The sequence below is a fragment of the Jannaschia helgolandensis genome (assembly GCF_900109285.1).
GTDB classification, from domain to species: Bacteria; Pseudomonadota; Alphaproteobacteria; order Rhodobacterales; family Rhodobacteraceae; genus Jannaschia; species Jannaschia helgolandensis.
Genome location: NZ_FNZQ01000005.1, coordinates 106,475 through 132,261, shown reverse-complemented (window position 1 = coordinate 132,261; position 25,787 = coordinate 106,475). Strand labels below are relative to the sequence as shown.

The window sequence follows — 25,787 nt, the reverse complement described above, 5'->3', positions numbered from 1 at the left end:
GTCAGGCCCTTTCAAAGCCACGGGCGATTTCCCAGTCGGTGACCACGCGATCGAACTCCTCCTGCTCCCACTCGGCGCAGCGGGTATAATGGTCGATCACATCGTCGCCCATTGCCGCGCGCAGCATGGCGGACCCGCGGAGCGTCTCGGTGGCATCACGCAGCGTGCGGGGAATGTCGGCGGCCCCAGCGGCATCATAGACATCGCCGCCGGTTGGGGGGGCAAGATCCATCTTGTCCTCGATCCCCTTGATCCCGGCGGCAAGCATCGCAGCTTGCGCCAGATAGGGGTTCAGGTCCGATCCGCCGATACGGCATTCCACCCGGATTCCCTTGGTATTGGCGCCGCACAGACGAAACCCGGCGGTGCGGTTGTCGACCGACCAGACGGTCTTGGTGGGGGCGAAGGTGCCCTTGGCGAAGCGCTTGTAGCTGTTGACATAGGGCGCGAGCAGGGCCGTGTAATCCGGCGCATAGGCAATCAGACCGGCCATGTAGTGCCGCATCAGCCCGGACATGCCGTGTTCTCCATCCGGGTCGTGAAACGCAGGTTTACCATCCTGCACAAGCGATTGGTGCACATGACTTGAACTGCCGGTGCGGTCCTTGTGCCATTTGGGCAGGAAAGTCGCGGCACGGCCCTGAGCCCAGGCGATTTCCTTGACGGCGTGTTTGGCGATGGTGTGGTGATCGGCACATTCGAGGGCAGGGGCGTAGCGGATGTTCAGCTCCGCCTGTCCGGCCTCGGCTTCGCCCTTGGTGTTCTCGACCGGGATGCCGGCGGCATGAAGGTGATTGCGAAGGGGGCGCAGCACGCCCTCCTCCTTGGTGGTCTGGAGGATGTGGTAATCCTCGTTATAGCCCGAAATCGGCTCCAGATCGCGGAAGCCATCGCGACGGATGTGGTCGAGAGGGGCCGCGAACAGGAAGAATTCCAGCTCCGTCGCCATCATCGCTGTCAGACCCATCGCGTCGAGCCGCTCGATCTGGCGCTTCAGGATGGCACGGGGCGAATGCGGCACGGGTTTGTGGTCGTGGTGGTCAAGCACATCGCACAGGACCATTGCCGTTCCCGGCAGCCAAGGCATCATGCGGATCGTGTCGAGGTCGGGCTTCATCACGTAGTCGCCGTAGCCTGCCTTCCAGCTTGCCGACGCATAGCCGTCCGGCGTCGCCATCTCCAGGTCGGTGGCCAGCAGATAATTGCAGCAATGCGTTTCTTCGTGCGAGGACTCCATAAAGTTGGATGCGTGGAACCGCTTGCCCATCAGGCGGCCCTGCATGTCCACCAGACAGACCAGAACGGTGTCGACCGACCCGTCGGCGACATGCGACGCTAGGTCGTCGAAGCTGAGTGTGGACATGGGTATGCTCCCTCATTGTGGTCGGACCGGCGGCGAAGGACCCGCCGCCGGTCTGGTCTCGGTCAGCCGTTGGTGTAGGGCGGACCGGCCTGATTGACGACTTCGTTGTAGTCGCGGAAAATCGACACGATCTTGGCGTTGATCTCGCCTTCCCCTGCGACTTCATCCCAGAACTCCTTGGCGGCGTTCTCGACTTCGGCCCATTCGGCGGCGGGCACGGTGCGCAGTTCAAGCTTGTCGCCGCGCGCCCGCAGTCGCGCCTCGCCACCCCAGTACCACTGGTTGCGGTAGGTGTGCCCGGCTTCGATGCCCGCCATGACCAATTGTTTCAGGTTTTCGGGCAGTTCGTTCCAGCGTTCCTGGTTGACAAAGAACGACCCGATCCATGCACCAGAGATGTTATTGGTCAGGAAGTAATCCGTCACGTTGGCCCAACCGACGGTGTAATCCTCGGTGATGCCGGACCATGCCATGCCATCCAACTCGCCGGTCTGGACGGCGACTTCGGCGTCCTCGTAGGGGATGTTGACGGGCACGACGCCGAACTTCGTCAGGAAGCGACCCGCTGTCGGGAAGGTATAGAGCCGCAGTCCATCCAGGTCGGCGACCGACTTGATTTCCTTGGTCGTATTGAAGTTGCAGGGGTCTTGTCCTGCCGCCGACAGCCATTGAACACCGACCTTGGCATATTCCTCGCGCCAGATATCGGCCAGACCATACTGGTTAAACAAGACCGGCACGTCGAGGATGTGCTTGGTGGCGAACGGAAAATAACCACCGAACTGCCGCAGCGGTGTGGGCGAGGCCATCGAGTCGTCATCGGAATGTACCGCGTCGATGGTGCCACGCTGGAGGGCCTGAAACAGCTCTCCCGTGGGGACGATCTGGTCGGCGTAGAACAGTTCGATTTCCATCTCGCCGTTCGACGCCGCGTTGATGTAGTCGATGATCGGCTTGGTCACATGCTCGCCGAGGGCGGCCCCGGCATAGGTCTGGAAGCGCCAGCGGATCGGCTCCTGTGCGCGGGCGATGGTTGGGGCGGCGAGGGCGGCGGCACCGCCGACTCCCGCAGTGGTGAGGAACTTGCGTCTTGTAGTCATCGTCTCTCTCCTTGCTGGTTTCTTGGTCGTCTTGCAGGTTTCGGGACGCGTCACGGGCCGTAGATATATTCCGGCAGCCACAGCGCGATCTGAGGGAAGATCATGACGACGACGAGCGCCAGAACCATGACCAAAACGAATGGCAGTATGGATCGGTAGATATCCTGGATCGAAATCTCGGGCGGAGCCATCGCACGCATCAGGAACAGGTTATAACCGAAGGGCGGCGTCATGTATGCGATCTGGCAGGTGATCGTGTAAAGGATGCCATACCAGATCAGGTCGAACCCGAGCGCGCCCACCAGCGGCACATAAAGCGGCGCGACGATGACCAGCATCGCCGTATCGTCCAGAAACGTCCCCATCAAGATGAAGCTGAGCTGCATCAGGATCAGGATGACCCAGGGGTTCAGGCCCAGCCGTTCGGTGAACAGCCCCTCGATCGCCTTGACCGCGCCAAGCCCGTCGAAGACCGCGCCGAAGGCCAGCGCGGCAAGGATGATCCACATGAACATGCAGGTGATGCCCAGCGTGTTGCGCACCGAATTCTCGAAGACCTCGCGGGTCATGCGGCCTTTGAGAACGGCGGCGGAAAACGCGGCGAGCGCCCCGATGGCAGAAGATTCGACGAGCGAGGTCCAGCCGTTGACGAAGGGCACCATCATCACCGCGAAGATCACCAAGGGCAGCAGACCGGCGCGCAGAAGGCGCAGCTTTTCGGGCAGTGGAATGTCGCGGTCCTCGGCGGCCAGAACCGGACCCAATGCCGGGTTCAGGCGGCAGCGGATCGCGATATAGGCGATGAACAGCGTGGCCATCATCAGGCCGGGTACTACGCCCGCCAGCCAGAGTTGCCCCACCGGCTGTCGCGCGATCATCGCATACAGCACCAGCACGACCGACGGCGGCACGAGGATGCCCAGCGACGATCCGGCCTGTATCACGCCGGTCACCATCCGCTTGTCATAGCCGCGTTTGAGAAGTTCCGGCAACGCTATGGTCGCGCCGATGGCCATGCCCGCGACCGACAGACCGTTCATAGCCGAGATCAGCACCATCAGACCGATGGTCCCGACCGCCAGTCCGCCGCGCAGGCCGCCCATCCAGACATGGAACATACGATAAAGATCGTCGGCGATACGCGATTCCGACAGGACGTAGCCCATGAAGATGAACATCGGCAGCGTCAGCAGCGGATACCATTTCATCAGCTTCATCGCCGCTGCGAAGCCGATGTCGAACCCGCCCCGGTCGCCCCAAAGCAAGAGGGCCGCGACCACCGCGACGAAACCGATGGCGCCGAAGACCCGTTGGCCGGTCAGCAGCATCAGCATCATCGTGGCGAACATCAGCGTCGCGATCAACTCGTATGGCATCAGTCGACCTTGCCGCGCAGCAGCAGCACGTCCTTCAGGAACTCCGAAAGACATTGCAGCAGCATCAATAGGATACCGACTATCATGACCGTCTTGATGGGCCAGAGATAGGCGCGCCATGGGGTAGACGAGCGTTCCATGACACCGATGTCCTCGGAGCCGACGGCGAGTGCGCCGAAGAAACTGAACGGGGAGGAGCCGAAGTAGCCCAGCGAATAGGCCGTCGATGCCACCGCGCCATAGAGCAGGACGCCCAGGTAGAACATCAGAAGCAGGATGGTGAAAAGGTCGGTCCAGGCTTTCCGTCGCGGCGACCACGCCCCATAGAGAAGGTCCATACGCACGTTCGTCCCCATCTGGATCGAATACGGCCCACCCAGGACGTAATAGGCCACCATGGCGAATTGCGCCATTTCCAGTGTCCACAGGGACGGCAGAAGGAACGCCTTGCTGGCCGTAGACCAGAGCAGGATGCCCATCAGCACGAAGATCCCATACATGACCACGCGTCCGACCCTGCGATTTATTGCATCTACCGCGTGGATATAGCGGCGGATCATGCCGTCCATGCCCTGCGTCCCTGGGTATCGAGTGTGGTGATGGACCGGGTCAGCCAGTCGGCCAGAATCTCTGCCATTGTCTGTTGCTGCTCCGTTTGCGCGATCAGGTCATTGCGGACCTCGATCATGACATTCGGATGCCCGAAGGGCAGGGCATGTTCCCGCAGCGTATGGGTGACGCCGTCTGCCGGACCGTAAGGTTCGTTGCGGCGGATGTCACGGCCGGACGGTGCTGTGGCCAGCATCGCATCGGCAAGCCGTCGGTCGTCATCGTGAAGTATGCCGATTTCGACCTCCCGTCTGCGACCGTACCAGACGGGGGCGAAGCTGTGGACCGTCACGAGGATCGGGGTCGTCATCGTCGCCAGCGCGCCCGCGACCGCATCGTGAAACGGGGTGTAATATTCCGCCAGGCGTCGCGCCCGTTCGACTGTCGACAGTGCGGCATTGCCGGGGACGTCCACACGTTCGCTCAGTGCGGGCATCGCATCGACGGCACCGGGCGCTCGATTGCAGTCATAGACCAATCGCGACACCGCACCTGCGACAAGCCTGGCATCCAGAAGGTTCGCCATATGCGTTGCCACGGCCATCGCGCCGGGATCCCAGACGGCGTGGCTGTCAAGGTGCGCGGGCGACAGTCCAAGGTCATTCAAGCCAGGCGGGATATATCGGGAGGCATGTTCGCAGACCAGCAACACCCCAGCGGCGCCTTCCATGTTATGGCAGACGACGACGTCTTTGGCAGCGGCAGCAGTCTCGACACGCATTCGCGGGGCTCCTCGTGATCGCCAGCGTTTCGGTCTGACGGTAATCTGTCAATGACAATTTGAAACCCTGATTACAGATTGATAACCTCTGTAACAAATTGCATCAGGATTATGCGCATGACCGAGCCGCTTGCGACGATCTCCGACAGGATACATCAACACATCGACCGCCTTACGCGGGCCGAGCGGCAGTTGGCGCAGGCGATTCTTGAAAATTATCCCGTCTCCGGCCTGGGCCCCCTCGCGGCCCTGGCGAAGGATGCTGAGGTTTCTGCTCCGACGGTTGTGCGGATGATCCGAAAGCTGGGGTTCGAAGGCTATGCCGATTTCCAGCGCGCCCTTCGGGACGAAATGAAGTCTAAGGTCGAGGGACCTATCGCAAAGCACGATACCTGGACCGAAGGCGCGTCCTCCGGCCATGTTCTGAACCGGTTTACCGGCGCTGCGATCGACAACATTCGCCACACGCTTGCGCAGGTCGACCCGGATGAATTCGACCGGGCCTGCGCGCTCATCGCCGATACCGGGCACGCGCTTTACATCGTCGGCGGACGGGTCACGCATACGCTGGCGGAATATCTGTTCCTGCACCTTCAGATGATGCGTCCCGGCGTGACGCACATTCAGTCGACATCGAATGCCTGGCCGCATTATCTGCTGGATCTTGCCGAAGGCGACGTCTTCGTCATCTTCGACATACGGCGATACGAGAACAACACCCTGAAACTGGCTGAGATGGCGCATCGTCGCGGGGCCCGCATCGTGCTGTTCACCGACCAATGGCGGTCGCCGGTCAACGCCTATGCCGAGGTCTGCTTCGGCAGCAGGATCGTGGTGCCCTCGGCCTGGGACTCGGCGGTAACGACGCTTCTGCTGGTTGAATCGCTCATCGCCTCCGCCCAGGACGTCAACTGGTCGGACCGCAAGCAGCGTATGCAACAGCTTGAGGAGATGTTCGACCAGACCGGGCTGTTCCGGAAATTCACCTGACTCAGGCGAAAATCGGAACAGGCAGTGCGGGGCATGCGTCCCGATCCGATCAAATGCACGCAGGTCATTTTGCTGCGGCCGCTGCGCTTGGTCTGCACTCCGGTGCGCCGATCCGGCGGAAACAGATCAGGAACGCGCTGCTGACGCAGATTCACGCCGGAGCGGTGTCGCGAAGCCAATCCCGTTCATAGGTCACATCGCTTACGCCGGCCAGCCGTGCGCATCGGGCGAGCGCAGTATCGAGCTTTGCCAAACGACCGACACCGTAGCGGACGTTCCGTTCCGGCCAGAGCGCCCTGACGTGCAGGCGGTTGCTGCTACGCAGGGCCTTCATGTCTATCCGCCCCACCAGGCGGTCGCCTTCCAGGATCGGAAAAACGTAATAGCCGTAGCGGCGCTTCGGCTCGGGAACGAAAATCTTGATCCGGTAGGAAAAACCGAAGAGCCGGTCCGCACGTTTCCGGTCGCGCAGGGCCGGATCGAACGGGCTGAGAATGCGAAGGCGGGACGGGGGCCGAACCGGGATATCGTCAAGGGACGCAACCGGCAGAAAGCTGCTCCGCAGACGTCCGTCGGCTTGGGTGATCCTGCCCTCGACAATCTCTCCGCGCGCCTGCGCCCTGGCGCACCAGTGTCTGGCTTCGGACGGTTTGATCAAATCCCAGAATGCCGCCATTTCGCCGGGCGTCGCGAAGCCCAGCCGATCGAGCGCGGTGCGACACGCCCAGTCGACCGTCTCCTCTTCGGTGGGGGCTGCGGTCAGATGTTCTGCCGGAATGACGCGCTCGGTCAGGTCGTAGACCTTGCGAAACCCTTCGCGGTGCGTGACGGCAAGACGACCGATGCGCCAAAGATATTCGAGCGCCATTTTGGAGGGGTGCCAGTCCCACCAGCCACCTGATGATCGCGCTTCGTCCAATCCCACATCTGCGGAACAGCAAGGTCCTTCATCCGAGATGCGCCGCAGGACCGCATCCAGTTTGTCGTCGTATCCGTCACGACGCCAGCGATGTTCAAACTGCGCCTCGTATCGTCGGAAGCGGAGTTTCCAGTGAGGGAAATGCTGCATAGGGATCATGCTGGCGTCATGGGTCCAGTGTTCGAAGATACCCCTGTCGCGATCATGCAGGCTGTGAAGATTCGGTGGACGATACGCCGGTCTGCGCGCATGCAATATCATGTGATGGGCGCGAGCGACCGTATTGATCGAATCAATTTGCACGAAGCCAAGACGGTCAATGACCTGCTGTAGATCCTGGCCCTTGCCGGTGCCGGATGGTGTGTCGGCCAGTCCGTGTCGTTCGAGGAAAATCCTTCGGGCGGTCCTGTTGTCGAGTTCGGGCATGATTGTCATAGGGGCGGTCTAGCAGGCCAGATAGCAGGGGACACGCGTGTCGCGCAAATGGGGCGTTCGTCGATCTTCGGCGGTGACCAGTCCTGCGGCTGCGGCGATCTTAATGTATTGCGTTTCATCTCATGTCTCCTTGTCCGGGGCAGGACTATCCCGCCCGATGACATGAAGTTGGGAACCCATCCCGATATTCGCGTGGAGCCGGTATTACCATTATGCAATTTGCGGGTTGTCGCCCCCTTCGGGGTGCGGCGTCCCGGAGAGCAAAGCCGACTGGCGATCATTTGGGTCGGAAGCTGTCAACATTGCAACCGTCGAACCGGCCCCGGTCGCCTTGGCGCCGTCTCTCGTAGCCTGGGGCTGATCCGGATTACGGACCGCCCGATCTTCCGGGCGGCGATTGTCTGCATCGTCGTCTTGTGTCCGCGACCTGCGAAACGCAGGAAACGGCTCCTCTGGAACAATGTAGCGTTCCCGGACACGATCGGGAATTACCCTAGATCTGATTGTCGTTTAACCGTCGCGGGACCGCCCGCAGCGCGGCTTACCCATGGTTCACCTCACGATTAAGCATGGAAAACCGCCCCGAATTGTGCATTGAAGGACGCTACTCTGTCGACACCGGAGGCCCGAGCAGGATCGGCGGTTTGAGAACGGCCTTGCCATTCCTCGCGACAGTCCCGGTCAACGGCGTCACCAATCGCCCCAACGGCGCTTGTCCCTATCGAGGGCGCTTACAACAAGAAAAGCAGGCATATGGTCGATCATTCCGAATATACCCAGCAAAATCCAGACATTGCGAGCGCGCGGGATTGGGTCAAGGTTCTCTCGGGTTATCGCGAACCCAGTACGCTGCGCAGCCTGTTCGAGCTTGCGGTCACGTTAGGGCCTTTCGTAATCTTATGGGGTTTGGCGTGGCTGTCGTTGTCTGTCAGTCTCTGGCTGACGCTTGCCATATCGCTGTGCAACGCGGCTTTCCTGTTGCGCCTGTTCGCGATCCAGCATGACTGCGGGCATGGTGCCTTTTTCAAGAGCCGGACCATGGGGGACTGGCTCGGACGCGGAATCGGGGTCCTGACGCTGACGCCATACGACGTCTGGCGGCGCACACATTCCATTCACCACAGTTCCTCGGGCAACCTTGGACGGCGTGGGATTGGCGATGTTCATACACTGACAGTTGCGGAATATCAGGATCTGACTCCGGTCAAGCGGCTGGTCTACCGACTTTACCGCCATCCCATCGTCCTGTTCGGCCTTGGTCCAGGCTATCTGTTCTTCCTTCAGAACCGCCTGCCCCTTGGGCTGATGGCCAAAGCCAGATACTGGGCCAGCGCGATGTATACCAACGCCTTGATCCTGACCGCCTTGCTGGTGATTTTCTATTTTGGCGGCCTGATGCCGATCCTGCTGATCTTCGTCCCCTCGACCTTGCTGGCCGCGACGGCCGGTGTCTGGCTGTTCTACGTGCAGCACCAGTTCGAGACCACGCATTGGTGTAAGGAAGAGGACTGGAACCTGCATGACGCCGCCCTGCACGGAAGTTCGCACTATGTCCTCCCATCGCCCCTGCAATGGCTGAGCGCGAATATCGGCATTCATCACGTCCACCATCTCTACAGCCGCATTCCCTTCTATCGTCTGCCCGACGTGCTGCGTGACCACGCGGTTCTTTCCATCGGTAACCGAATGACGATCCGGGAAAGTCTTTCGAATGCGCGGCTGCATCTGTGGGACGAAAAGACCAGACGTCTGCTTTCCTTTTCCGATGCCAGAGCGTCTGGATAGCTATCCTTCCTCGTTCCATCGGCGAAGCATCGGGCTTTTCGATATGTTGCGGCAAATTCCGCGCTGATCGGCAGGAAGCGTCGACAGTTCGGGTTCGGTGCGGCGATGCTCATCGTGAGTGCCGACGGCAAATAGCCGCAGTGTAATCGAGACAATCGGCCTTGATGGACGGTTATGCTCTGGCTAGGTAGACTGGGATGAGGTTGATGCTCTCTCTTCTCCTGGCGTTTGCGCTGTTTGCTGCAGGCGGGTTCAGTTCAGGCAACGTGCGCTTCGACCAAGGGCATGATGCCGCTGAATCGATTCGTACGCACGATGTGAAACTCGCCGATGCGTCGACCTGTTGTGAATCTGTTCCGGAACGTGCGGCGGCGTCATGTCTGTGCTACCTGGCATATGTCCCTGCGCGCTTGACCGTCGATGATACGGTGCGCAGGCTGAACTATCGCATGGCCCAAGCGCGTGCTCCGGCGAGCGTTCTGCCGAACATCCTCCCCGATCCTCCGAAAGCCTGAGGCGTCACTTTCGATACTTCAGAAGCGTGCTCTTTGCATGCGCTTTCGATAAGAGGAGCGATCCATGCCTCACCGCCGTCATATCCTGACACTTCTGGCAGCCACCACACTGACAGGGACCATATGGGGTCGCCTGGTATGGGGAACGACCCTGCCACGCGTTTCGACGTGATCGCCTTCGGCGGCACGGCCAGTGCGGGTCAGATTTTCTATCGCGCTGGAACCGCCGATCCTTTTGCGGGCTGATGTCTGGTTTCTGCATCGCAGGGGGCTGATCCGGGTCTTTCTCGCCTTGGTGGCGGGTCTGAACCGGCTTTGATCCATAGAACGGGAGGAGGCCGTCGCCGGCCTCCTCCTGAACGTCACGGCGAGGATCGTTACGGAGATCACGCCGCAGGTAAACCTTTGATCACACAACACATCGAGTAATCTCATGATATCCTTGACCCGACGATCCCTTCTGGCAAGCGCGTCCGCCGCGTTGGTTATTCCCGCGCTGCCTCGCGTCGCCCGCGCCGCGACAATGCCTGTGCTTTTTGTCGGGCCTGCGACGGCGCAGATCGCGCCTGACGGCAATAACCTGACCGACGTCTGGGCCTATGGGTCCGAGAGCAGCGCCGGGACGATACCAGGTCCTGAAATCCGTGTTCGCGCGGGCGAGCGCGTTCAGCGCCGACTGTCGAACGGGCTGCCGCAACCGACGGCGGTTCACTGGCACGGCATCCGCATCGACAATGCGATGGACGGTGCGGCTGGTCTGACCCAGGACCCGGTGCAGCCCGGCGATACCTTCGACTACGATTTCATCGCCCCCGATCCGGGCACCTATTGGTATCACTCGCATGACCGCTCGTGGGAGCAGGTTGCCCGTGGCCTTGCCGGTCCGCTGATCGTAGAGGAAGCGGAGCCATGGACCGGGCAGGATGGGGCTGCGACCCGCGAGATGACCGTTATGCTGACCGATTGGCGGCTGGAGGCGAGCGGTGCCATTGAAGAGGCCAGCTTCGGCGATATTCGCGATTGGGCCCATGGCGGGCGGCTGGGCAATGTCGTGACAGTCAACGGTCGCAGCGACGCGGAGCTTGAGGTAAATGCGGGCGAGCGGCTACGCCTGCGTCTGATCAATGCGGCGACGGCGCGGATCATGCCGCTGAGGATCGAGGAGCACGACGCGACGCTGATCGCGCTGGACGGGCATCCCGTCGCGCCCCGCGCAACAGGACAGATCGTGCTTGCCCCGGCGCAACGGGCGGACATTGTCATCGACTGCACAGGCAAACCCGGCTCGAAGGCTGCGCTGATGGTAGATGCCGGTCGCAATCAGTGGGTGCAGGTTGCGGCGCTGGCCTATTCCGACACGGCCCCGGTGCCCGCGATCGAAGGACCTGTCCGTCCGCTTCCGATGACAATGGATCATGCGCTCGACCTGAAAAATGCTCAGCGCGAAGAGATCTTGATGGAAGGCGGCGCGATGGGAAGTATGCGCGGGGCGCGTCTGAACGGGGTTGAGAGTGACTTCCGCCAACTGGTCGCGGCGAAACGGGCCTGGGCTTTCAACGGCATCGCGGGCGACATGGAAAACCCTGCATTCCGCGCACCGAGGGGCCGTACGGTGCATGTGACGCTGCGCAACGATACCAGTTGGCCGCACGGAATTCATCTGCACGGGCATCACTTCGAGATCCTGACGCGCAACGGACAGCCCGATGCATATCGAGACCGACGGGACACCGTTTTCGTGGCCCCGGAAGAGGTGGTAGAGATCGCCTTCAATGCCGACAACCCCGGCAAGTGGCTGCTGCATTGCCACATGCTGGGGCATCAGGTGGCGGGAATGCGCACCTGGTTCGAGGTGGGCTGACCGGCGTTTCAGACGCCAGTGACGGGCGCGATAACAAAGGTCGCGCCCGCATGACCGAGGTGGACGCAATGTGTCGCGATGCGGCCAGCGGTCGATCTGACGGCGGGCATCGCGCGGGGGTGCGGCCGCATGTCCGGTGCAAAGCGCGTTGCGACCTCGGTCTCCAGCTTTTCGATGGGCAGGAATGATATGCCTGTGGTCCACCTGCATATTCAGGTTTCCACATGACAACCGGGTGCCGTATGCGGCATCACCTGCAGATCACCGCCTGAAGCCATAGAAATCCGGATTTCTTACGAATGCGTCTCGCACAACGCTCCTGTCTGCGCATCGCCTTGGATCTCGGTCCGGCGCCTTTTCCATCGTGAGCGTATTTCAGGACCTGCGCCGCCCCAACATCCCCGGATCTCGCCGGTCCGCACTGGTCCTTGTCGCGATCCTGGCTCTGACAGGCGGGTTTTATCTTCTGCTACATGCCGTCTTTCTGCGGGCCGAGGTCGACCGGGGTCCGAACCGGGCGCAATTCTTCGCGCAGACCATCGACGACTCCCTGGAACGTCTGCTGCATCTGCCCTTCGTGGTCAGCATCAACCCAATCGTACTCGACGCTATCCGGCGCGACGATCCTACCGTCCTCAACCGGGAGCTTGACCGGATCGCAGACCGTGCCGGCGCGGAGTTCGTGTTCCTGATGGATATCGACGGTCAGACGATCGCGGCGTCGAACTACGCTGAACCCGACAGCCTTGTCGGCAAATATTATACCTTCCGCCCATATTTTCGCGATGCCATCGCCGGTCGCACAGGCCGCTTCTATGCGGTGGGTGTGACCACCGGGCGACCCGGTTATTTCATCGCGGAACCCGTGCGTGATGCGACTGGTAAGGTTTTCGGGGCTGTGGTCGTGAAAGTAAGCCTCGACGGTCTGAACCGGACCCTGTCCGACAGTGGCGCGCTTGTTCTGGTGACCACGGAACAGGGTGTGGTCATCGCAAGTTCACGCTCCGACCTGATCTTCGGCCTGACATCGCCGCTGTCGGCCTTCGACAGGCAAACCCTGGAAGAACGCAGGCAGTTCGGCGACGTTCCGCTGCGCCTGCTGGACTGGCGGGCCCTGAGCGATAACCGGATCGAATTAGACGGCACCAGCTACCTTAGGACCACGGCGCAGGTGTCCAGTGAAAACTGGACCGTCTACCTGTTGTCGGACCTTCGGGGCATCCGAACGCGGGCGCTGCTGTTCGTGGCGCTGATCACGGCGGGGCTGCTGGCGCTGACGATCCTGGCCACGGTGTTCCGGTCGGCACAACTGCGCGCCGCGCTGTCCGTCTCCAATGCCGACCGCGAACGTCTGACGCAGGAGATCGAGGACCGTCGGACCGCCGAGGCGCGCCTTGGACTGGCGCAAAAGGAACTGGCCCGGCAAAACCGGCTGGCAGCCCTCGGGCAGATGTCGGCGTCGATCACACACGAGCTTGGCCAGCCGATTTCGGCGATGCGCAACTATATCGTGTCCGAGGAGATCGCGCAGGACGCCGTGCCGGGGCAGCTCGCACCTCAGCTTTCGGGACTGGTCGATCGGATGCAGCGCATCGTCGACCAGCTGCGCTTTTTCGGACGCAAGGATCGCGACGTCTCCGTGCCGTTCCAACTCCGGTCCGCGGTCGATGGCGCGCTTGACCTGTTGTGGCACGACGCGGCACGGATAGACGTCGAGATCGACATCACAGCCGACGGACCGGTCACGGCCATTGGCAACCAACCAACAGTCGAACAGGTGATCGTAAACCTGCTGCGCAATGCCATCGACGCTGTCGAGGGTGCGTCCGAACGACGGATCGAAATCATCCTGGATCGCTTCGGTTCCGACGCCCGGCTTCGGATCAAGGATACCGGCCCGGGCCTTGCGGGTCGTGATATCGGCGATCTGCAGGAGCCGTTTTTCACCACCAAGGCCTCCGGGCGGGGCATGGGGCTCGGTCTCGCTATTTCGGCACAGATCGTGAATGACATGGGCGGACGGATCGAAGCCTCGGACCGGCCCGATGGGGGGGCCTGCTTTACCGTCATGCTGCCGTCTGCCGGATCGGAGGTCCCCGCGTGACCGAAAGTTATAGCGTCATCGTCATCGACGACGATCAGGAAATGCGCAATTCGCTGACACATCTGTTGGGCCGTGTGGGCTGGACGGTGACGGGGTTCGCGGATGCCGAGGTCGCCCTGCGCAGGATCGAGACATTGCAGCCCGATGTCGTCCTGTCGGACGTGCGCATGCCGGGTCTGTCCGGTCTCGATCTTCTGGCCCGTCTGTCGGGGCCGGACGATCCGCCGCTGATCCTGATATCGGCACATGGCGACATTCCAATGGCGGTCGATGCGATCCAGAAAGGGGCCTATTCGTTTCTGGAAAAGCCGTTTGAACCCCGCCGTCTGCTGACCGTTCTGCGTCATGCCGCAGAAGCCCATCGCCTTGCCGGTCAGGCCCGCCGGATGCGCGACGAGCTGGTCAACCTTTCGGGGCTGGACCGCGTGCTTCTGGGTCAGGACCCGCAGATCGTGTCCCTTCGCGACCGGATCGTTGATCTGGGGGCGACGGATGGCACGGTGCTGATTTCCGGCGCGACCGGCACCGGCAAGGAGCTGGTGGCCCGCGCACTGCACCGGTTGGGACCTCGTCGCGATGGGCCGTTCGTGTCGCTGAACTGTGCGACGCTGGACCCTGCGCGGTTCGAGGAACAGGTCTTCGGGCGCGCCGGGGTCACACTGGGACATCTGCGACGGGCCGACGGCGGCACACTGTTCCTGGACGAGATCGCGGCCTGCCCCTTGCCGGCGCAGGCCCAGTTGCTGCGCGCGATCGAAACCGGTGAGGTGCTGCCGCTGGGCGCCGACGAGGAGTTGCGGACCGATGTGCGCATCGTCGCCGCCACGAACGAGGATCTGGCGGCGCAGGTCGAGGCGGAGAGTTTTCGCCCCGATCTTCTCTATCGCCTCAATACGTTTCAGTTGTCGCTTCCGGCGCTGCGCGACCGGGGGGGCGATGTCGTCCTTCTGTTCGAGCATTTCCTGAGGGCGATGGCAGAAACCTACGAGGTCGCGACACCCGACGTGACGCCCGAGGATATCGCCGCGCTGGCCTCGCACGCATGGCCCGGCAACATCCGGGAATTGCGCCATGTCGCCGAACGGCGCGTGCTGGCGGCGCGGCGCGGAGCCGGGACGGTGGCCGATGCCCTGCGCGTCGACGACGGCGGCGAGGAGGTGTCGGGAAATCTGCGCGGAGCCGTCGCCCGGTTCGAGGCGACGCTGATCGCGCAGGCAGTGCGCACGCATCAGGGGCGTATGGACGCCGTGGCCGAGGCGCTGGGCATCGGTCGGCGCACGCTGAACGAAAAGATCGTGAAGCTGGGACTGGACAAGGACGCCCTGCTGGACTGACCCCATCGGGCAAACCCTGCGGAAATCCGCAGAGCGCCCCGCAGGATCATGCGGATTGCCTCATGACGGGACGGCAGCGGATGTGCAAAGCTGCGCCCAAGGCCCCGCATGGGGCCGATCAAGGGAGGACTATCATGAAACATCTCATCGGGGCCGCGCTTGCGGCATCGGTCGCCTTTGCCGCGACCGCGCCTGTCCACGCACAGGAGGCCAGCTATATTCTGGCTACCGCATCGACGGGCGGCACCTATTATCCGGTCGGCGTCGCGCTGGCCACGCTGGTCAAGGTCAAGCTGGAGCCGTCCGAAGGCATAGGCATGGCGGCCATCAGTTCGGCCGGATCGGGCGAAAACGTGCGTCTTATCCGTGAAGGCGAGGCGCAGTTCGGCATTCTTCAGGGCCTCTATGGGTATTATGCCGCAACCGGCACCGGCCCGCTGGAAGAGGTCGGCAAGCAGGAGAATCTGCGGTCGGTCACCATGCTGTGGCAGAACGTCGAGCATTTTGTCGTCGCCTCCGATGCGGCCACCACCGGCACCGTCGAGGATCTTGTCGCGCTGAAAGGCGAGGCGATGGCGCTGGGCAGCCAGAACTCGGGCACCATCGGGTCGAACGGGGCACTGCTGGCCGGCCTCGGCATCGACATCGAGAGTGATTACGAGCTTGTCTATGGCGGCTATGGTCCCTCGGCCGAGGCATTGCAGAACGGTCAGGTCAAGGGCATCGGCACACCTGCCGGCGTTCCGGTCGGCGCGATCAGTCAGTTGATGGCAAGCGCAGGCGACAGCGTGACATTGCTGGGCTTCACCGAAGAACAGATGGCCAAGGCCGATGGCGGACGCGAACTCTGGACAGCCTATAATATACCTGCCGGGACTTATCCGGGTCAGGACGCGGATGTGATGACTATCGCACAGCCGAACTTCCTCGCCACGTCGGCCGATCTGCCCGAGGAGAACGTCTATCTGATCACCAAGGCGATCTATGAGAACCTGCCGTTCCTGCAGGCGATCCATCCGGCGACCAAGGCCATGGCGATCGAAAACGCCATTGCGGGTCTGCCGGTACCGCTGCATCCCGGTGCCGCGCGTTATTATACCGAGATCGGCATCGATATTCCGGACCGTCTGATCGCGAAATAATCCCAATCCAGACCGGCCCGGACCACAAGGTTCGGGCCGCTTCAACTTTGGGGGTATCGGTATGACACATGACGTCGAAATCGACGACGCGGGGCTGCGCGTCTTTACAGGCTGGCCGCATCGCGTCCTGTCCATACTTTGCTTCGCCATCGCGGTCGGCGCGATCTATGTGGCATTCGACCCCGTCCTGTCGGAGCTGGAACGGAATGCCCTGCACTTCGCAAGTTTCGCCGCGCTTGCTGCCATATATTATCCGTTGGTCCGGGGAAGTCGCGCGGCTCTGATTTTCGACGTCGTGTTCGGTGTGGCGGTCGCGGCTTCGGCCATCTATCTGAGCCTTGCCGAAAACGCGATCTATGACAGGGGCGTCAAGCTTTCGATGCTGGACTGGATCGCGGCGCTGATCTCCATTGCGGGCGCGATCGAACTGACGCGCCGCCTGACCGGATGGATCATCCCGCTGCTGATCGTCGCGTCCCTGACCTATGTGGCGTTCTGGGGCCAATTCGTCGGCGGCATTTTTGCTTTTCCCGGCCTCAAGGTCGAAACGGTGCTGTTCCGGTCGATTTACGGCGACGATGGCATGTTCGGGTCCATCGCCCGTATCTCCTCGACCTATGTATTTCTGTTCATCATCTTCGGTGCGTTCCTGCTGCGCTCGGGCGCGGGCGATTTCGTGATCAATCTTGCGCGTGCCGTGGCCGGTCGTCTGGTCGGCGGGCCGGGCATCGTCGCCGTCATCGCCAGCGGTCTGACCGGCACGATATCGGGGTCCGCGGTTGCGAACACCGCCTCGACAGGCGTCATCACCATTCCGCTGATGAAGAAGGCGGGCTTCTCACCCAGGTTCGCGGGCGGCGTGGAGGCGGCGGCCTCGACCGGCGGTCAGTTGATGCCGCCGATCATGGGGGCAGGAGCCTTCGTCATGGCCAGTTTCACGCAAATCCCTTATGAAAAGATCGTCGCCGTCGCGGCCCTTCCGGCATTGCTGTATTTCCTGTCGGTCGCCTTCTTCGTGCGGATCGAGGCGCGGCGGAACAATCTGCCGCCGATGTCATCCGACGGTCAGACACTGGCGTCGGCGTTCAAACAGGGCGGGGCCAGTTTCCTGATCCCCATCACCCTTCTGATCGGCCTTCTGGTTGCGGGATATACGCCGACCTATGCCGCCGTTTTCGGCATCAGCGCCGTGGTTGCTTCAAGTTGGCTTACCCAGACGCGCATGGGTCCGCGGGCCGTGTTCGAGGCACTGGTCATGGGCACCCGCGCCATGATCCTGACAGCGGTTCTGCTGGTGTCGGTCGGGTTGATCGTCAACGTTATTTCGACTGCCGGCATCGGCAATACATTCAGCCTGATGATCGCATCATGGTCGGGTGGCAACATCCTGATCGCGCTGGTTCTGGTGGCATTGGCCTCGCTGGTGCTGGGCATGGGCTTGCCGGTGACGGCGGCCTATATCGTGCTGGCGACCCTGTCGGCCCCGGCGCTGGCAGGCATGATCGCGGACCAGTTCGTCATCGCGCAGCTTGTTGCGGGAAATCTGCCCGACGGGGCGCGCGCGCTTTTGATGTTCGGCGTGCCCGAACAGGCCGAGATGCTTGCGCGCACCTTGACCCGACCCGAGGCGACGTCGCTGATCCGCGACTTGCCCCTGGAAGTCGCTGCGCCGCTGCGCGATCTGGTGGTGCCTGCCGATGTCGCGCTGACGGCGCTGTTGTCGGCGCACATGATTGTCTTCTGGCTTAGCCAGGACAGCAATGTGACGCCGCCTGTAGCCCTTGCGGCCTTTACAGCCGCGGCCATTGCCAAGGCACCTGCGATGGCGACAGGCGTGGCAAGCTGGAAGCTGGCCAAAGGTCTTTATATCATGCCGATCCTGTTTGCCTTTACGCCCTTCCTGTCAGGCAACTGGCCCGAAATGTTCCGCATCTTCGCTTTCGGGCTGCTGGGAATCTATGCGATTTCGGCCGCGTTACAGGGCTGCATGGAGCGGCCTTTCGGATGGGTGATGCGCGCATTGTCCCTGATGGCCGGAATCGCCAGCTTCTGGCCCGGTTCGCTGGTGCTGAATATCGGCGGCGCGGTTGCGGTCGTCGCGTTGCTTGTGATCAACCTGAAAGTCAGTCCAAAGCCCGAAGCCCACGCGATGTGACCGGTATATTTTAGCGTCAGGTCGCAATCGGTCTGTTCGTCACCCGCCCCAGCAACCGCAGCACTCGGGCGCGCAGGCCGTTCACGAGGCTGAAGAGCGACGGCACGAAGATCAGCGTCAGCAGTGTCGACAGCAAAAGCCCGCCGATCACCGCGATGGCCATGGGCGCGCGAAACTCGCCGCCTTCGCCCAGTGCCAATGCCGAGGGGACCATGCCCGCGGTCATCGCGATAGTCGTCATGATTATGGGCCGCGCCCGCTTGTGTCCGGCGTCCAGTATGGCGGCATCGCGGCTGGACCCGTTCGAGATAGCTTCCAATGCGAACTCCACCAGCATGATCGCGTTCTTTGTCACGATGCCCATCAGCATCAGGAAGCCGATCACCACGGACAGGCCGATGCCAGCACCGTAGAGATACAGCGCAAAGATCGCTCCTCCGATGGCCAGCGGCAGCGACGCCAGAATCGTGATCGGCGTCAGGAACGACGAAAACAGCAGAACCAGCACGACATAAACGAAGAGAATACCCGCCCCCATGGCGAGGCCGAACTGGGTAAAGACCTCGCCCATGATCTCTGCATCGCCGCCCGCCTGGACGCGGGTGCCTTCGGGCAAGGTGATTTCCTGGCTTACGCGGGTGACGGCGGCGGTCGCAGGGCCCAACAGGGCATCGCCCTCCAGGTCTGCTTCGACCGTGGTGCGATACTGGCGATCATAGCGTTCCACCAGCGTCGGTCCGGTGGCCAGTGCAACCTCTGCCACCACGCCCAAAGGCACAGGCGCACCGGTATTGCTGGGAATGCGGATACCGGACATGCGGAACAGGTCTTCGCGCACGTCGCGTTCCAGTCGCACCAGAATCGGAATTTGCCGATCGCCCGCGTTGAATTTTGCCGCATTGTCCTCGCTGTCTCCGATGGTCGCGATCCGGATTGTCGACGCCAGTGCTGCTGCGGTCACGCCCATCTGCGCCGCCAGTTCGGGGCGGGGAGTGATCTGGATTTCCGGACGGACCAGCGATGCCTCGGACGATGCGCCGCGCACTTCGGGAAGGTCGTTCATGGCTTCGGCCAAGCGGCGCGCGGCAGCTCCGGTCGTTGCGGCGTCATCGCCCAACACGCTGATCTGGATATCGCGCGTGCCGTTTTCCCCCAACACGAACAGCCGCACGTCAGGAAAGCCTGCGACCCGCGCTTCAATATCGTCGATGATATCGAAGCTCGACCGCTCGCGATCCGATTTTGACCCGAACCCGACGGTTACGGTCGCTTCACGCGTCTTGCCGTTGACGAACACGACTTCGATTTCGGGAATTCCCTTCAGCCGTTCGGTCACGGCTCGGGCGGTGGCGCGGGTGTCCTCCATCCGCGCACCGGGCGGCAGCTCCAGTGACAATTGCGCGCGTCCGGTGTCCGAGGGCGGGATGAATTCGGTCGGCAGCAGGGTCGCCGACCAGATCGAGATAGCGAAAATGCCCAGCCCGGCCAGCAGCGTGATGGCCCGGTTGTGCAACGTCCAGCGCAGCATGTGCATATAGCCGCGCATCAGGAGGCCGTCCTTTTCCTCGTCGGGTTCGGGCGCGTCGCGCAGGAAATATGCCGCCATCATCGGCGTCACCAGCCGCGCCACCAACAGCGAGAACAGCACAGCGACTGCGACCGTGAGGCCGAACTGACGGAAATACTGCCCGGCGATACCGGACATGAAACTGACAGGTGCGAATACGGCGACAATGGTGAAGCTGATGGCAATGACGGTCAGGCCGATCTCGCTCGCCGCTTCTTCGGTGGCCTCATATGCCGGTTTGCCCATGTTGATGTGTCTGACTATGTTTTCAATCTCGACGATGGCGTCGTCGACCAGAATCCCCGTCACCAGCGTGATCCCCAGAAGTGATACGGTGTTGAGCGAGAAGCCCAGCATCTGCATCACGATAAAGGTCGGTATGATCGACAACGGCAGCGCGACGGCGGTGATCAGCGTCGCGCGCCAGTTGCGCAGAAACAGGAACACCACGATGATTGCCAGCGCCGCGCCCTCGTACAGCGTCTCCATCGCCGAATTATAGTTGCCCGACGTATAGATCGTCGCATCGTCGATCAGGGTGAAGGTCGCATTCGGGTAATTGGACTTGATATCCTCAAGCGCGGCCTTGGCGTTGTCGCCCGCCGTCAGGTCGGATTTCCCAGTGGCCCGGAAGACCGCAAAGGCGACGACGGGTTGTCCGCCGACCATGGCGAAACTCTCCGGCTCGGCAGCGCCGTCAAGCACACGCCCCAGTTCATCCAGACGCACGGTGCGCCCACCTGGCAGTTGGATCGCAGTCGCAGCCAGATCCTCCACCGTCGCCGCCGACCCCAGTGTGCGGATCGCATATTCCTGCCCCGCCAGATCGCCCGATCCGCCGCCCAGGTCGATGTTGGTGGCCCGCAACTGATCGTTGACCTGCGCTGCCGTCAGGCCAAGTGCCAGCAGCCTGTCGGGGTCCAGCTCCACCTCGATGGCGCGTTCGCCGCCGCCGATGCGGGTGACCTTGCCGACACCATCGCGTGCGACAAGATCGCGCGCTATGACGTCATCGACCAGATACGACAATTCCTCGATGGTGCGCGTCGGATCGCTGATCGCATAGGTCAGGATCGGCGCGCCGGTCACGTCGACACGCTGGATCAGCGGTTCCTGAATGCTGTCGGGCAGTTCGCCACGGGCGTTGGCGACGGCGTCCTTGACGTCGTTCAGGGCGCGGTCCGTGTCGGTCTCCAGCTCGAACTCGACGGTCAGGACGGAGGAACTGTCGGATGCGACGGCAGTTACGTGACGCACCCCCACAACGTCCGAAATGGCAGTTTCGAGGGGTTTGACGATCTGGTTGGCGATTTCCAGCGGCGCGGCACCCGGTTGCGAGACGGTAACGGTGATGATCGGGATGTCGATGTTCGGAAACTGCGTTACCGGCAGACGGAAAAAGCCGACAAGGCCCAGCAGAAGCAGGACCATGAACAATGCGATCGTAGGAACGGGCCTGCGGATCGCCCAGGTGGACATGTTCATGTCATTCAACCTCTTGCGGGGTGATGCGGTCGCCGTTGGCAAAGAAGGCACCGGCGCGGGCGACTACGATATCGCCATCGGCGAGGCCGTCCAGCACTTCGCGGCGACCGTTCCAGATCAGTCCGGCGGTTACAGGCGTTCGGAGAAGCGTATCCCCGTCGAGCTTGAGGACATAGTCGCCTTCCGCATCCGTCAGCACGGCCGTCGTCGGCACGGTGGAGCTTTCACGCTGGGTTGTCACGATCCAGCCACTGGCGAACAGACCGGTACGCAGACCTTCGGCGTCGACGGAAATGCGGATAGTACCCAAGCGGTTCGCGGCATTCACCGTGGGCGAAATGCGCCTTACACTGCCCGGCACGATACCGATGCCGGCCACCGACATTTGTGCGGTATCACCCGCGCTGACCTGACCGAGGGCGGTTTCGATCACCTCGGCCTCGACCTCGATAACGCCATCCTCGATCAGGCGGAACAGCGGCTCGCCCGTACTGCCTGCAATGGCGCCGACCTGACCGGAGCGTGCGGAAACGATACCCGCCACGCTGGCGCGTATCGTCGCGTTCCCGAGGTTCAGCATCGCGATATCGCGGGCGGCCTGTGCCTGCTGCACCTGTGCCTGCGCCACCCGCAGCCCGTCGCGCGCCGTGCGCAGCGCGGCCTGTGCGGTCAGGTCGGCGGCGACCGCCTGATCCAGAAGCGCCTGGGTCGTCGTGCCGTTGTCGAGCAACGTCTGGCTGCGGGTCCGCGCGGCGGATGTCTGATCGGCGGTGGCGGCGGCGCTGTCGATCTGGCTTCGGGCCTGGTCCACTGCCGCATTGGCGCGGACCAGTTCCGCCTCGGCCTGCATGACCTGCGCCTGCAATGTGCGGCTGTCGAGCCGGGCCATCACGTCGCCCGCCGCGACCGTGTCGCCGATATCGACCAGTAAGGCTTCGATCGGGTATCCATTGACCTGCGGGACGACCAGAACCTCGTTGCGCGGAACAAGCGATCCGGCGACGGGAATCTGTTCCACGATCTCGGCCCGGATGACCGGGGCGACGGTCGCGACCGGCAGGATGGCGCCTTGCTGCGCCTGAGCGGGCAGGGCGAGCGACACCAGAAGAAGGGCCAGGCGCATCATTGGAACCTCTGACAAGAAGAGAAAATCTCTCATGCTGCTAGACTATTCGGTTCAGCTTTCCAAGTCACCATGAAGGCTGGCTTTGCCCAGAGGTCTGCACGTCCGGTTTCCGTTTTGCCCATGGCATTGCAGCGGCACGGGGGCGTGGGAATTCGGCAGGATGCTATGCGGCGGGGGATCACATATCTGACATGCATTGTCAGAATGCAGCCGTCTGTGCCTGCGCGCCGCGACGCGCTGTGCATCGGGTGACCTTTGCCCATCGACGCCTTATGCAGAGAGATCAGCGGCAGCGATCAGAATGCCATTTAGACGGAGAGTCGCGCGATGACACTCGAACAATTGAGGGCGTTCCTGTGGGTGGCGCGGCTGGGTGGCGTTCGCAAGGCGGGCGCGCGCCTGAACGTCTCGCAGCCCGCAGTCTCGGCCCGGATCGCCACGCTGGAGGCGGAATTGCAGCAGCAATTGTTCGATCGCGCACCGGGCGGCTTCGTCCTGACCCGACAGGGACAGTTGCTGATAACCTATGCCGAACAGATGCTGTTCGTGGAGGAGGAAATCCGCAAGCGCGTTTCCGACCCGGCCGAGACTCAGGGCCTGTTTCGCATCGGCGCGTCCGAGACCATCGCTCAAAGCTGGCTGCCCGCCTTCATCAAGGCGTTCAGCGCCGATTATCCCCAGGTCACACTGGATCTGACGGTCGATATCTCGATCAACCTGCGGACGGCGCTGTTGGAGCGTCGGCTGGACCTGGCTTTCCTGATGGGTCCGGTGTCCGAGTTCACGGTTGAGAATGTAGCCTTGCCGCAGTTCGATCTGCACTGGTTCAGGGCCAGAGGCGCGGACAAGGTCGATCTGGCACGGGTGCCGGTCATTTCCTATGCCACCAAGACGCGTCCCTTTCGGGAACTGTCGGAGATGCTGACACGGCGATATGGACCCTCGGTGCGGATCTATTCTTCTGCATCGCTCTCGGCCAGCCTGAAGATGATCGCGGCCGGGGTCGCGGTCGGTCCCTATCCCCGCGCCCTGGCCAGGGGCCTGCTCGACGCGGGTGAAATCGAGGAATTCGATCCGGGGTTTCAGCCGTCGCCGCTGGAATTCACGGCATCCTATCTTGCTGACCCCCGACGGCATCTGGCCGAGACAGGGGCTGCGATGGCCCGGACCGTGGCTGAAGCGTGGAGTGGGAATGATCCATAAAGCGGATCAGTATATATAAGAAATGAAAGTTGGAACGGATGGCGACTTCATGACACTCCTGTCAGGGAGCTTCAAACGAGGTCTTTGCCATGCCCTCACCCGCGCTTCGTCATGCGGATCTTGCCGGGTTGTCGGCGCAGGAACTGCGGGAGATCATCCGTGCGGGCCGCTATGATCGCCACACCGCCGGGCTGGCGGCGGGCAAGCTGCAATGCAATCTCGCGATTCTGCCTGAAGCCCATGCGCTGGATTTCCTGCGCTTCTGTCAGCGCAACCCCAAGCCCTGTCCCGTCGTCGGCGTGTCCGAGACCGGCGATCCGATGCTGCCGACGCTGGGGCGGGATATCGATATCCGCACCGATGTGCCGCGCTATCGCGTGTTTCGACATGGTGATCTGACCGAAGAGGTGACCGATATTACATCGGTCTGGCGCGATGATCTCGTGACCGTTGCACTGGGCTGCTCGTTCACCTTCGAGAACGCGCTGATGAAGGCCGGTATCCCGATGCGGCATATCGAACGCGATCAGACGGTGCCGATGTATCGATCGTCGCTGCAACTTGTGCCTGCCGGGCCATTCGGCGGCGAAATGGTCGTCACCATGCGCCCCGTCGCCCGCGACCGGGTCGAGGACGCACACCGGATCAGCGCCGCCTTTCCGCAGGCCCACGGCAGTCCAATCGGCATGGGCGATCCGGTCGGTGTTGGCATCAGCGATCTGAACCGTCCCGATTGGGGTGAACCGGTCGAAGTGCGCGCGGACGAAGTGCCGGTCTACTGGGCCTGCGGCGTTACGCCCCAGAACGTGTTGCAGGCGGCGAAGCTGGCAGTCTGCATAACGCACGCCCCCGGTCACATGCTGATCGCGGACGTGGCGGAGGACGCGGAAACCACCGTTCTTCCGCACTGAATAAAGACAAGAAACGTATATTCCACAACAAGGAGAGAGATCATGAAAAGCACACTGACCCTTCTGGCCCTCGGCACCGCTCTGGCCGGACCCGCCGCGGCCCAAACCCTTTCGGTCGTCGGCAGCTGGTCCAGCCTGCCGCTGAACCAGCAATACGAAACCCCGTTCTGGACCGAGATCCTGCCTGCCGCAGTGCCGGGCCTTGAGGTCGAGATGACGACGCACAATCAGATGAACCTGGGGCTGGGCGACATCTATCCGCTGCTGGGGCAGGGCGTGTATGACGTGGCGATGACCGTGGCCGATTACGCCGTTTCCGATGCGCCGGAACTGGAAGGTCTGGATGTGCCCCTGGTGGCACTGACGGCGGACGAGGCCCGTGCGATGGTCGAGGCCGCCAAGCCGATGGTCGCCGACATCTTCCGCGACCGTTTCAACGCCGAAATGCTGGCGATCGCGCCCTATCCGCCACAGGTCGTGTTCTGCAACGGAGAGATCGCCACGCTGGATGACCTGACCGGGCTGAAAGTCCGTGCCTCCGGCCGCATGACCGCCAAACTGCTGGAAGCCCTCGGTGCCGAGGGTGTCAACGTGTCCTTTGCCGAAGTACCGGGCGCGCTGCAGAACGGCGTCGTCGACTGCGCGGTCACCGGGGCAGGGTCGGGCTATTCCGCCGGATGGTGGGAAGTCTCGACCCATCTGCTGCCGCTGCCGCTGGGCGGTTGGGACTCGGTCGTGACGGCGATGAACCTCGACAAGTGGAACAGCCTCGATGCCGAAACGCAGGACGCGATCCGCACCTCGATCAAGGCCGATTTTGAGGATCCGGCCTGGGCCGCGGCGCAGGGCGCACTGGTCAATGACATCGCCTGCCTGACCGGTAACGGCGAGTGTGCCTCGGGCGAGGCTCGGTCGATGACGCTGGTCGAAGTGTCCGACGCCGATTTCCAGAAAGCGCGCGATATCCTGACGACCGAGGTTCTGCCGGAATGGGCGGACCGCGCGGGCGGCGACTGGGCGCAGCGCTGGAACGACAGCGTGGGTGCCGTCGTCGGTGTGACGATCGAGTGACGGGCCGGATGTGAA

General features: G+C 62.4%; 19 protein-coding genes. 11 read left to right on the top strand and 8 right to left on the bottom strand.

The window, feature by feature from the left end; genetic code table 11:
• Window position 1 precedes the first annotated feature (1 nt).
• The 5 genes from BMY38_RS13280 to BMY38_RS13260 all read right to left on the bottom strand — a co-directional run bounded on the left by BMY38_RS13280 (window position 2) and on the right by BMY38_RS13260 (window position 5,169).
• Window positions 2–1,363 carry a glutamine synthetase family protein gene (locus tag BMY38_RS13280; protein WP_217638816.1) on the bottom strand — a complete coding sequence of 454 codons (1,362 nt, stop codon included), beginning with the start codon at window positions 1,361–1,363 and terminating at the stop codon, window positions 2–4.
• Window positions 1,364–1,425: 62 nt separating this feature from the next.
• Window positions 1,426–2,463 (bottom strand): TRAP transporter substrate-binding protein, encoded by a 1,038-nt coding sequence (locus BMY38_RS13275; protein ID WP_092763580.1) that lies wholly within the window; start codon window positions 2,461–2,463, stop codon window positions 1,426–1,428.
• A gap of 50 nt (window positions 2,464–2,513) precedes the next feature.
• Entirely contained in the window at window positions 2,514–3,839 is a 1,326-nt protein-coding gene (locus BMY38_RS13270) for a TRAP transporter large permease (protein WP_092763578.1), read from the bottom strand.
• Window positions 3,839–4,408: a TRAP transporter small permease subunit gene (locus BMY38_RS13265; protein WP_092763576.1), complete on the bottom strand. Its 570-nt coding sequence runs from the start codon at window positions 4,406–4,408 to the stop codon at window positions 3,839–3,841. Before BMY38_RS13265 ends, BMY38_RS13270 begins: the two co-directional genes overlap by 1 nt.
• Window positions 4,396–5,169 (bottom strand): N-formylglutamate amidohydrolase, encoded by a 774-nt coding sequence (locus BMY38_RS13260; protein ID WP_092763574.1) that lies wholly within the window; start codon window positions 5,167–5,169, stop codon window positions 4,396–4,398. Before BMY38_RS13260 ends, BMY38_RS13265 begins: the two co-directional genes overlap by 13 nt.
• 117 nt (window positions 5,170–5,286) lie before the next feature.
• Between BMY38_RS13260 and BMY38_RS13255 the strand changes: the two genes are divergently transcribed.
• A complete protein-coding gene (locus tag BMY38_RS13255) occupies window positions 5,287–6,159 on the top strand; it encodes a MurR/RpiR family transcriptional regulator (protein ID WP_092763572.1) in 873 nt (290 codons plus the stop codon).
• Window positions 6,160–6,310: 151 nt separating this feature from the next.
• On the opposite strand, the gene BMY38_RS13250 is transcribed toward BMY38_RS13255, so the two are convergent.
• On the bottom strand, window positions 6,311–7,504 hold the full coding sequence (locus BMY38_RS13250; protein ID WP_217638815.1) for a winged helix-turn-helix domain-containing protein: 1,194 nt from the start codon (window positions 7,502–7,504) through the stop codon (window positions 6,311–6,313).
• 762 nt (window positions 7,505–8,266) lie between these two features.
• On the opposite strand from BMY38_RS13250, the gene BMY38_RS13245 reads away from it, so the two are divergent.
• From BMY38_RS13245 to BMY38_RS13215, 7 genes are all read left to right on the top strand, one after another.
• Window positions 8,267–9,298: a fatty acid desaturase gene (locus BMY38_RS13245; protein WP_092763568.1), complete on the top strand. Its 1,032-nt coding sequence runs from the start codon at window positions 8,267–8,269 to the stop codon at window positions 9,296–9,298.
• 206 nt (window positions 9,299–9,504) lie between these two features.
• Window positions 9,505–9,813, top strand: coding sequence for a hypothetical protein (locus tag BMY38_RS13240; RefSeq protein WP_092763566.1), 309 nt, complete (start codon window positions 9,505–9,507; stop codon window positions 9,811–9,813).
• A 433-nt stretch (window positions 9,814–10,246) separates the two neighbouring features.
• Window positions 10,247–11,674, top strand: a complete 1,428-nt coding sequence (locus tag BMY38_RS13235; protein ID WP_092763564.1) for a multicopper oxidase family protein — start codon at window positions 10,247–10,249, stop codon at window positions 11,672–11,674.
• Window positions 11,675–12,038: 364 nt separating this feature from the next.
• Window positions 12,039–13,778 (top strand): sensor histidine kinase, encoded by a 1,740-nt coding sequence (locus tag BMY38_RS13230; protein WP_092763562.1) that lies wholly within the window; start codon window positions 12,039–12,041, stop codon window positions 13,776–13,778.
• Complete coding sequence (locus tag BMY38_RS13225) at window positions 13,775–15,112, top strand: sigma-54-dependent transcriptional regulator (protein ID WP_092763560.1); 1,338 nt, start codon at window positions 13,775–13,777, stop codon at window positions 15,110–15,112. Before BMY38_RS13230 ends, BMY38_RS13225 begins: the two co-directional genes overlap by 4 nt.
• Before the next feature lie 134 nt (window positions 15,113–15,246).
• A complete protein-coding gene (locus BMY38_RS13220; protein WP_092763558.1) occupies window positions 15,247–16,254 on the top strand; it encodes a TAXI family TRAP transporter solute-binding subunit in 1,008 nt (335 codons plus the stop codon).
• Window positions 16,255–16,315: 61 nt separating this feature from the next.
• Window positions 16,316–18,409 carry a TRAP transporter permease gene (locus BMY38_RS13215; RefSeq protein WP_092763556.1) on the top strand — a complete coding sequence of 698 codons (2,094 nt, stop codon included), beginning with the start codon at window positions 16,316–16,318 and terminating at the stop codon, window positions 18,407–18,409.
• Between the two features lie 16 nt (window positions 18,410–18,425).
• Here BMY38_RS13215 and BMY38_RS13210 read toward each other — a convergent pair whose 3' ends face one another.
• Window positions 18,426–21,461 (bottom strand): efflux RND transporter permease subunit, encoded by a 3,036-nt coding sequence (locus BMY38_RS13210; protein ID WP_092763554.1) that lies wholly within the window; start codon window positions 21,459–21,461, stop codon window positions 18,426–18,428.
• Window position 21,462: 1 nt separating this feature from the next.
• Window positions 21,463–22,587, bottom strand: coding sequence for an efflux RND transporter periplasmic adaptor subunit (locus BMY38_RS13205; RefSeq protein WP_245737614.1), 1,125 nt, complete (start codon window positions 22,585–22,587; stop codon window positions 21,463–21,465).
• A 327-nt stretch (window positions 22,588–22,914) separates the two neighbouring features.
• Between BMY38_RS13205 and BMY38_RS13200 the strand changes: the two genes are divergently transcribed.
• From BMY38_RS13200 to BMY38_RS13190, 3 genes are all read left to right on the top strand, one after another.
• Complete coding sequence (locus BMY38_RS13200; RefSeq protein WP_092763550.1) at window positions 22,915–23,790, top strand: LysR family transcriptional regulator; 876 nt, start codon at window positions 22,915–22,917, stop codon at window positions 23,788–23,790.
• Between the two features lie 89 nt (window positions 23,791–23,879).
• Window positions 23,880–24,701, top strand: a complete 822-nt coding sequence (locus BMY38_RS13195) for a putative hydro-lyase (RefSeq protein WP_092763548.1) — start codon at window positions 23,880–23,882, stop codon at window positions 24,699–24,701.
• A 42-nt stretch (window positions 24,702–24,743) separates the two neighbouring features.
• Window positions 24,744–25,772, top strand: a complete 1,029-nt coding sequence (locus BMY38_RS13190; protein ID WP_092763546.1) for a TRAP transporter substrate-binding protein — start codon at window positions 24,744–24,746, stop codon at window positions 25,770–25,772.
• Window positions 25,773–25,787: the final 15 nt, after the last annotated feature.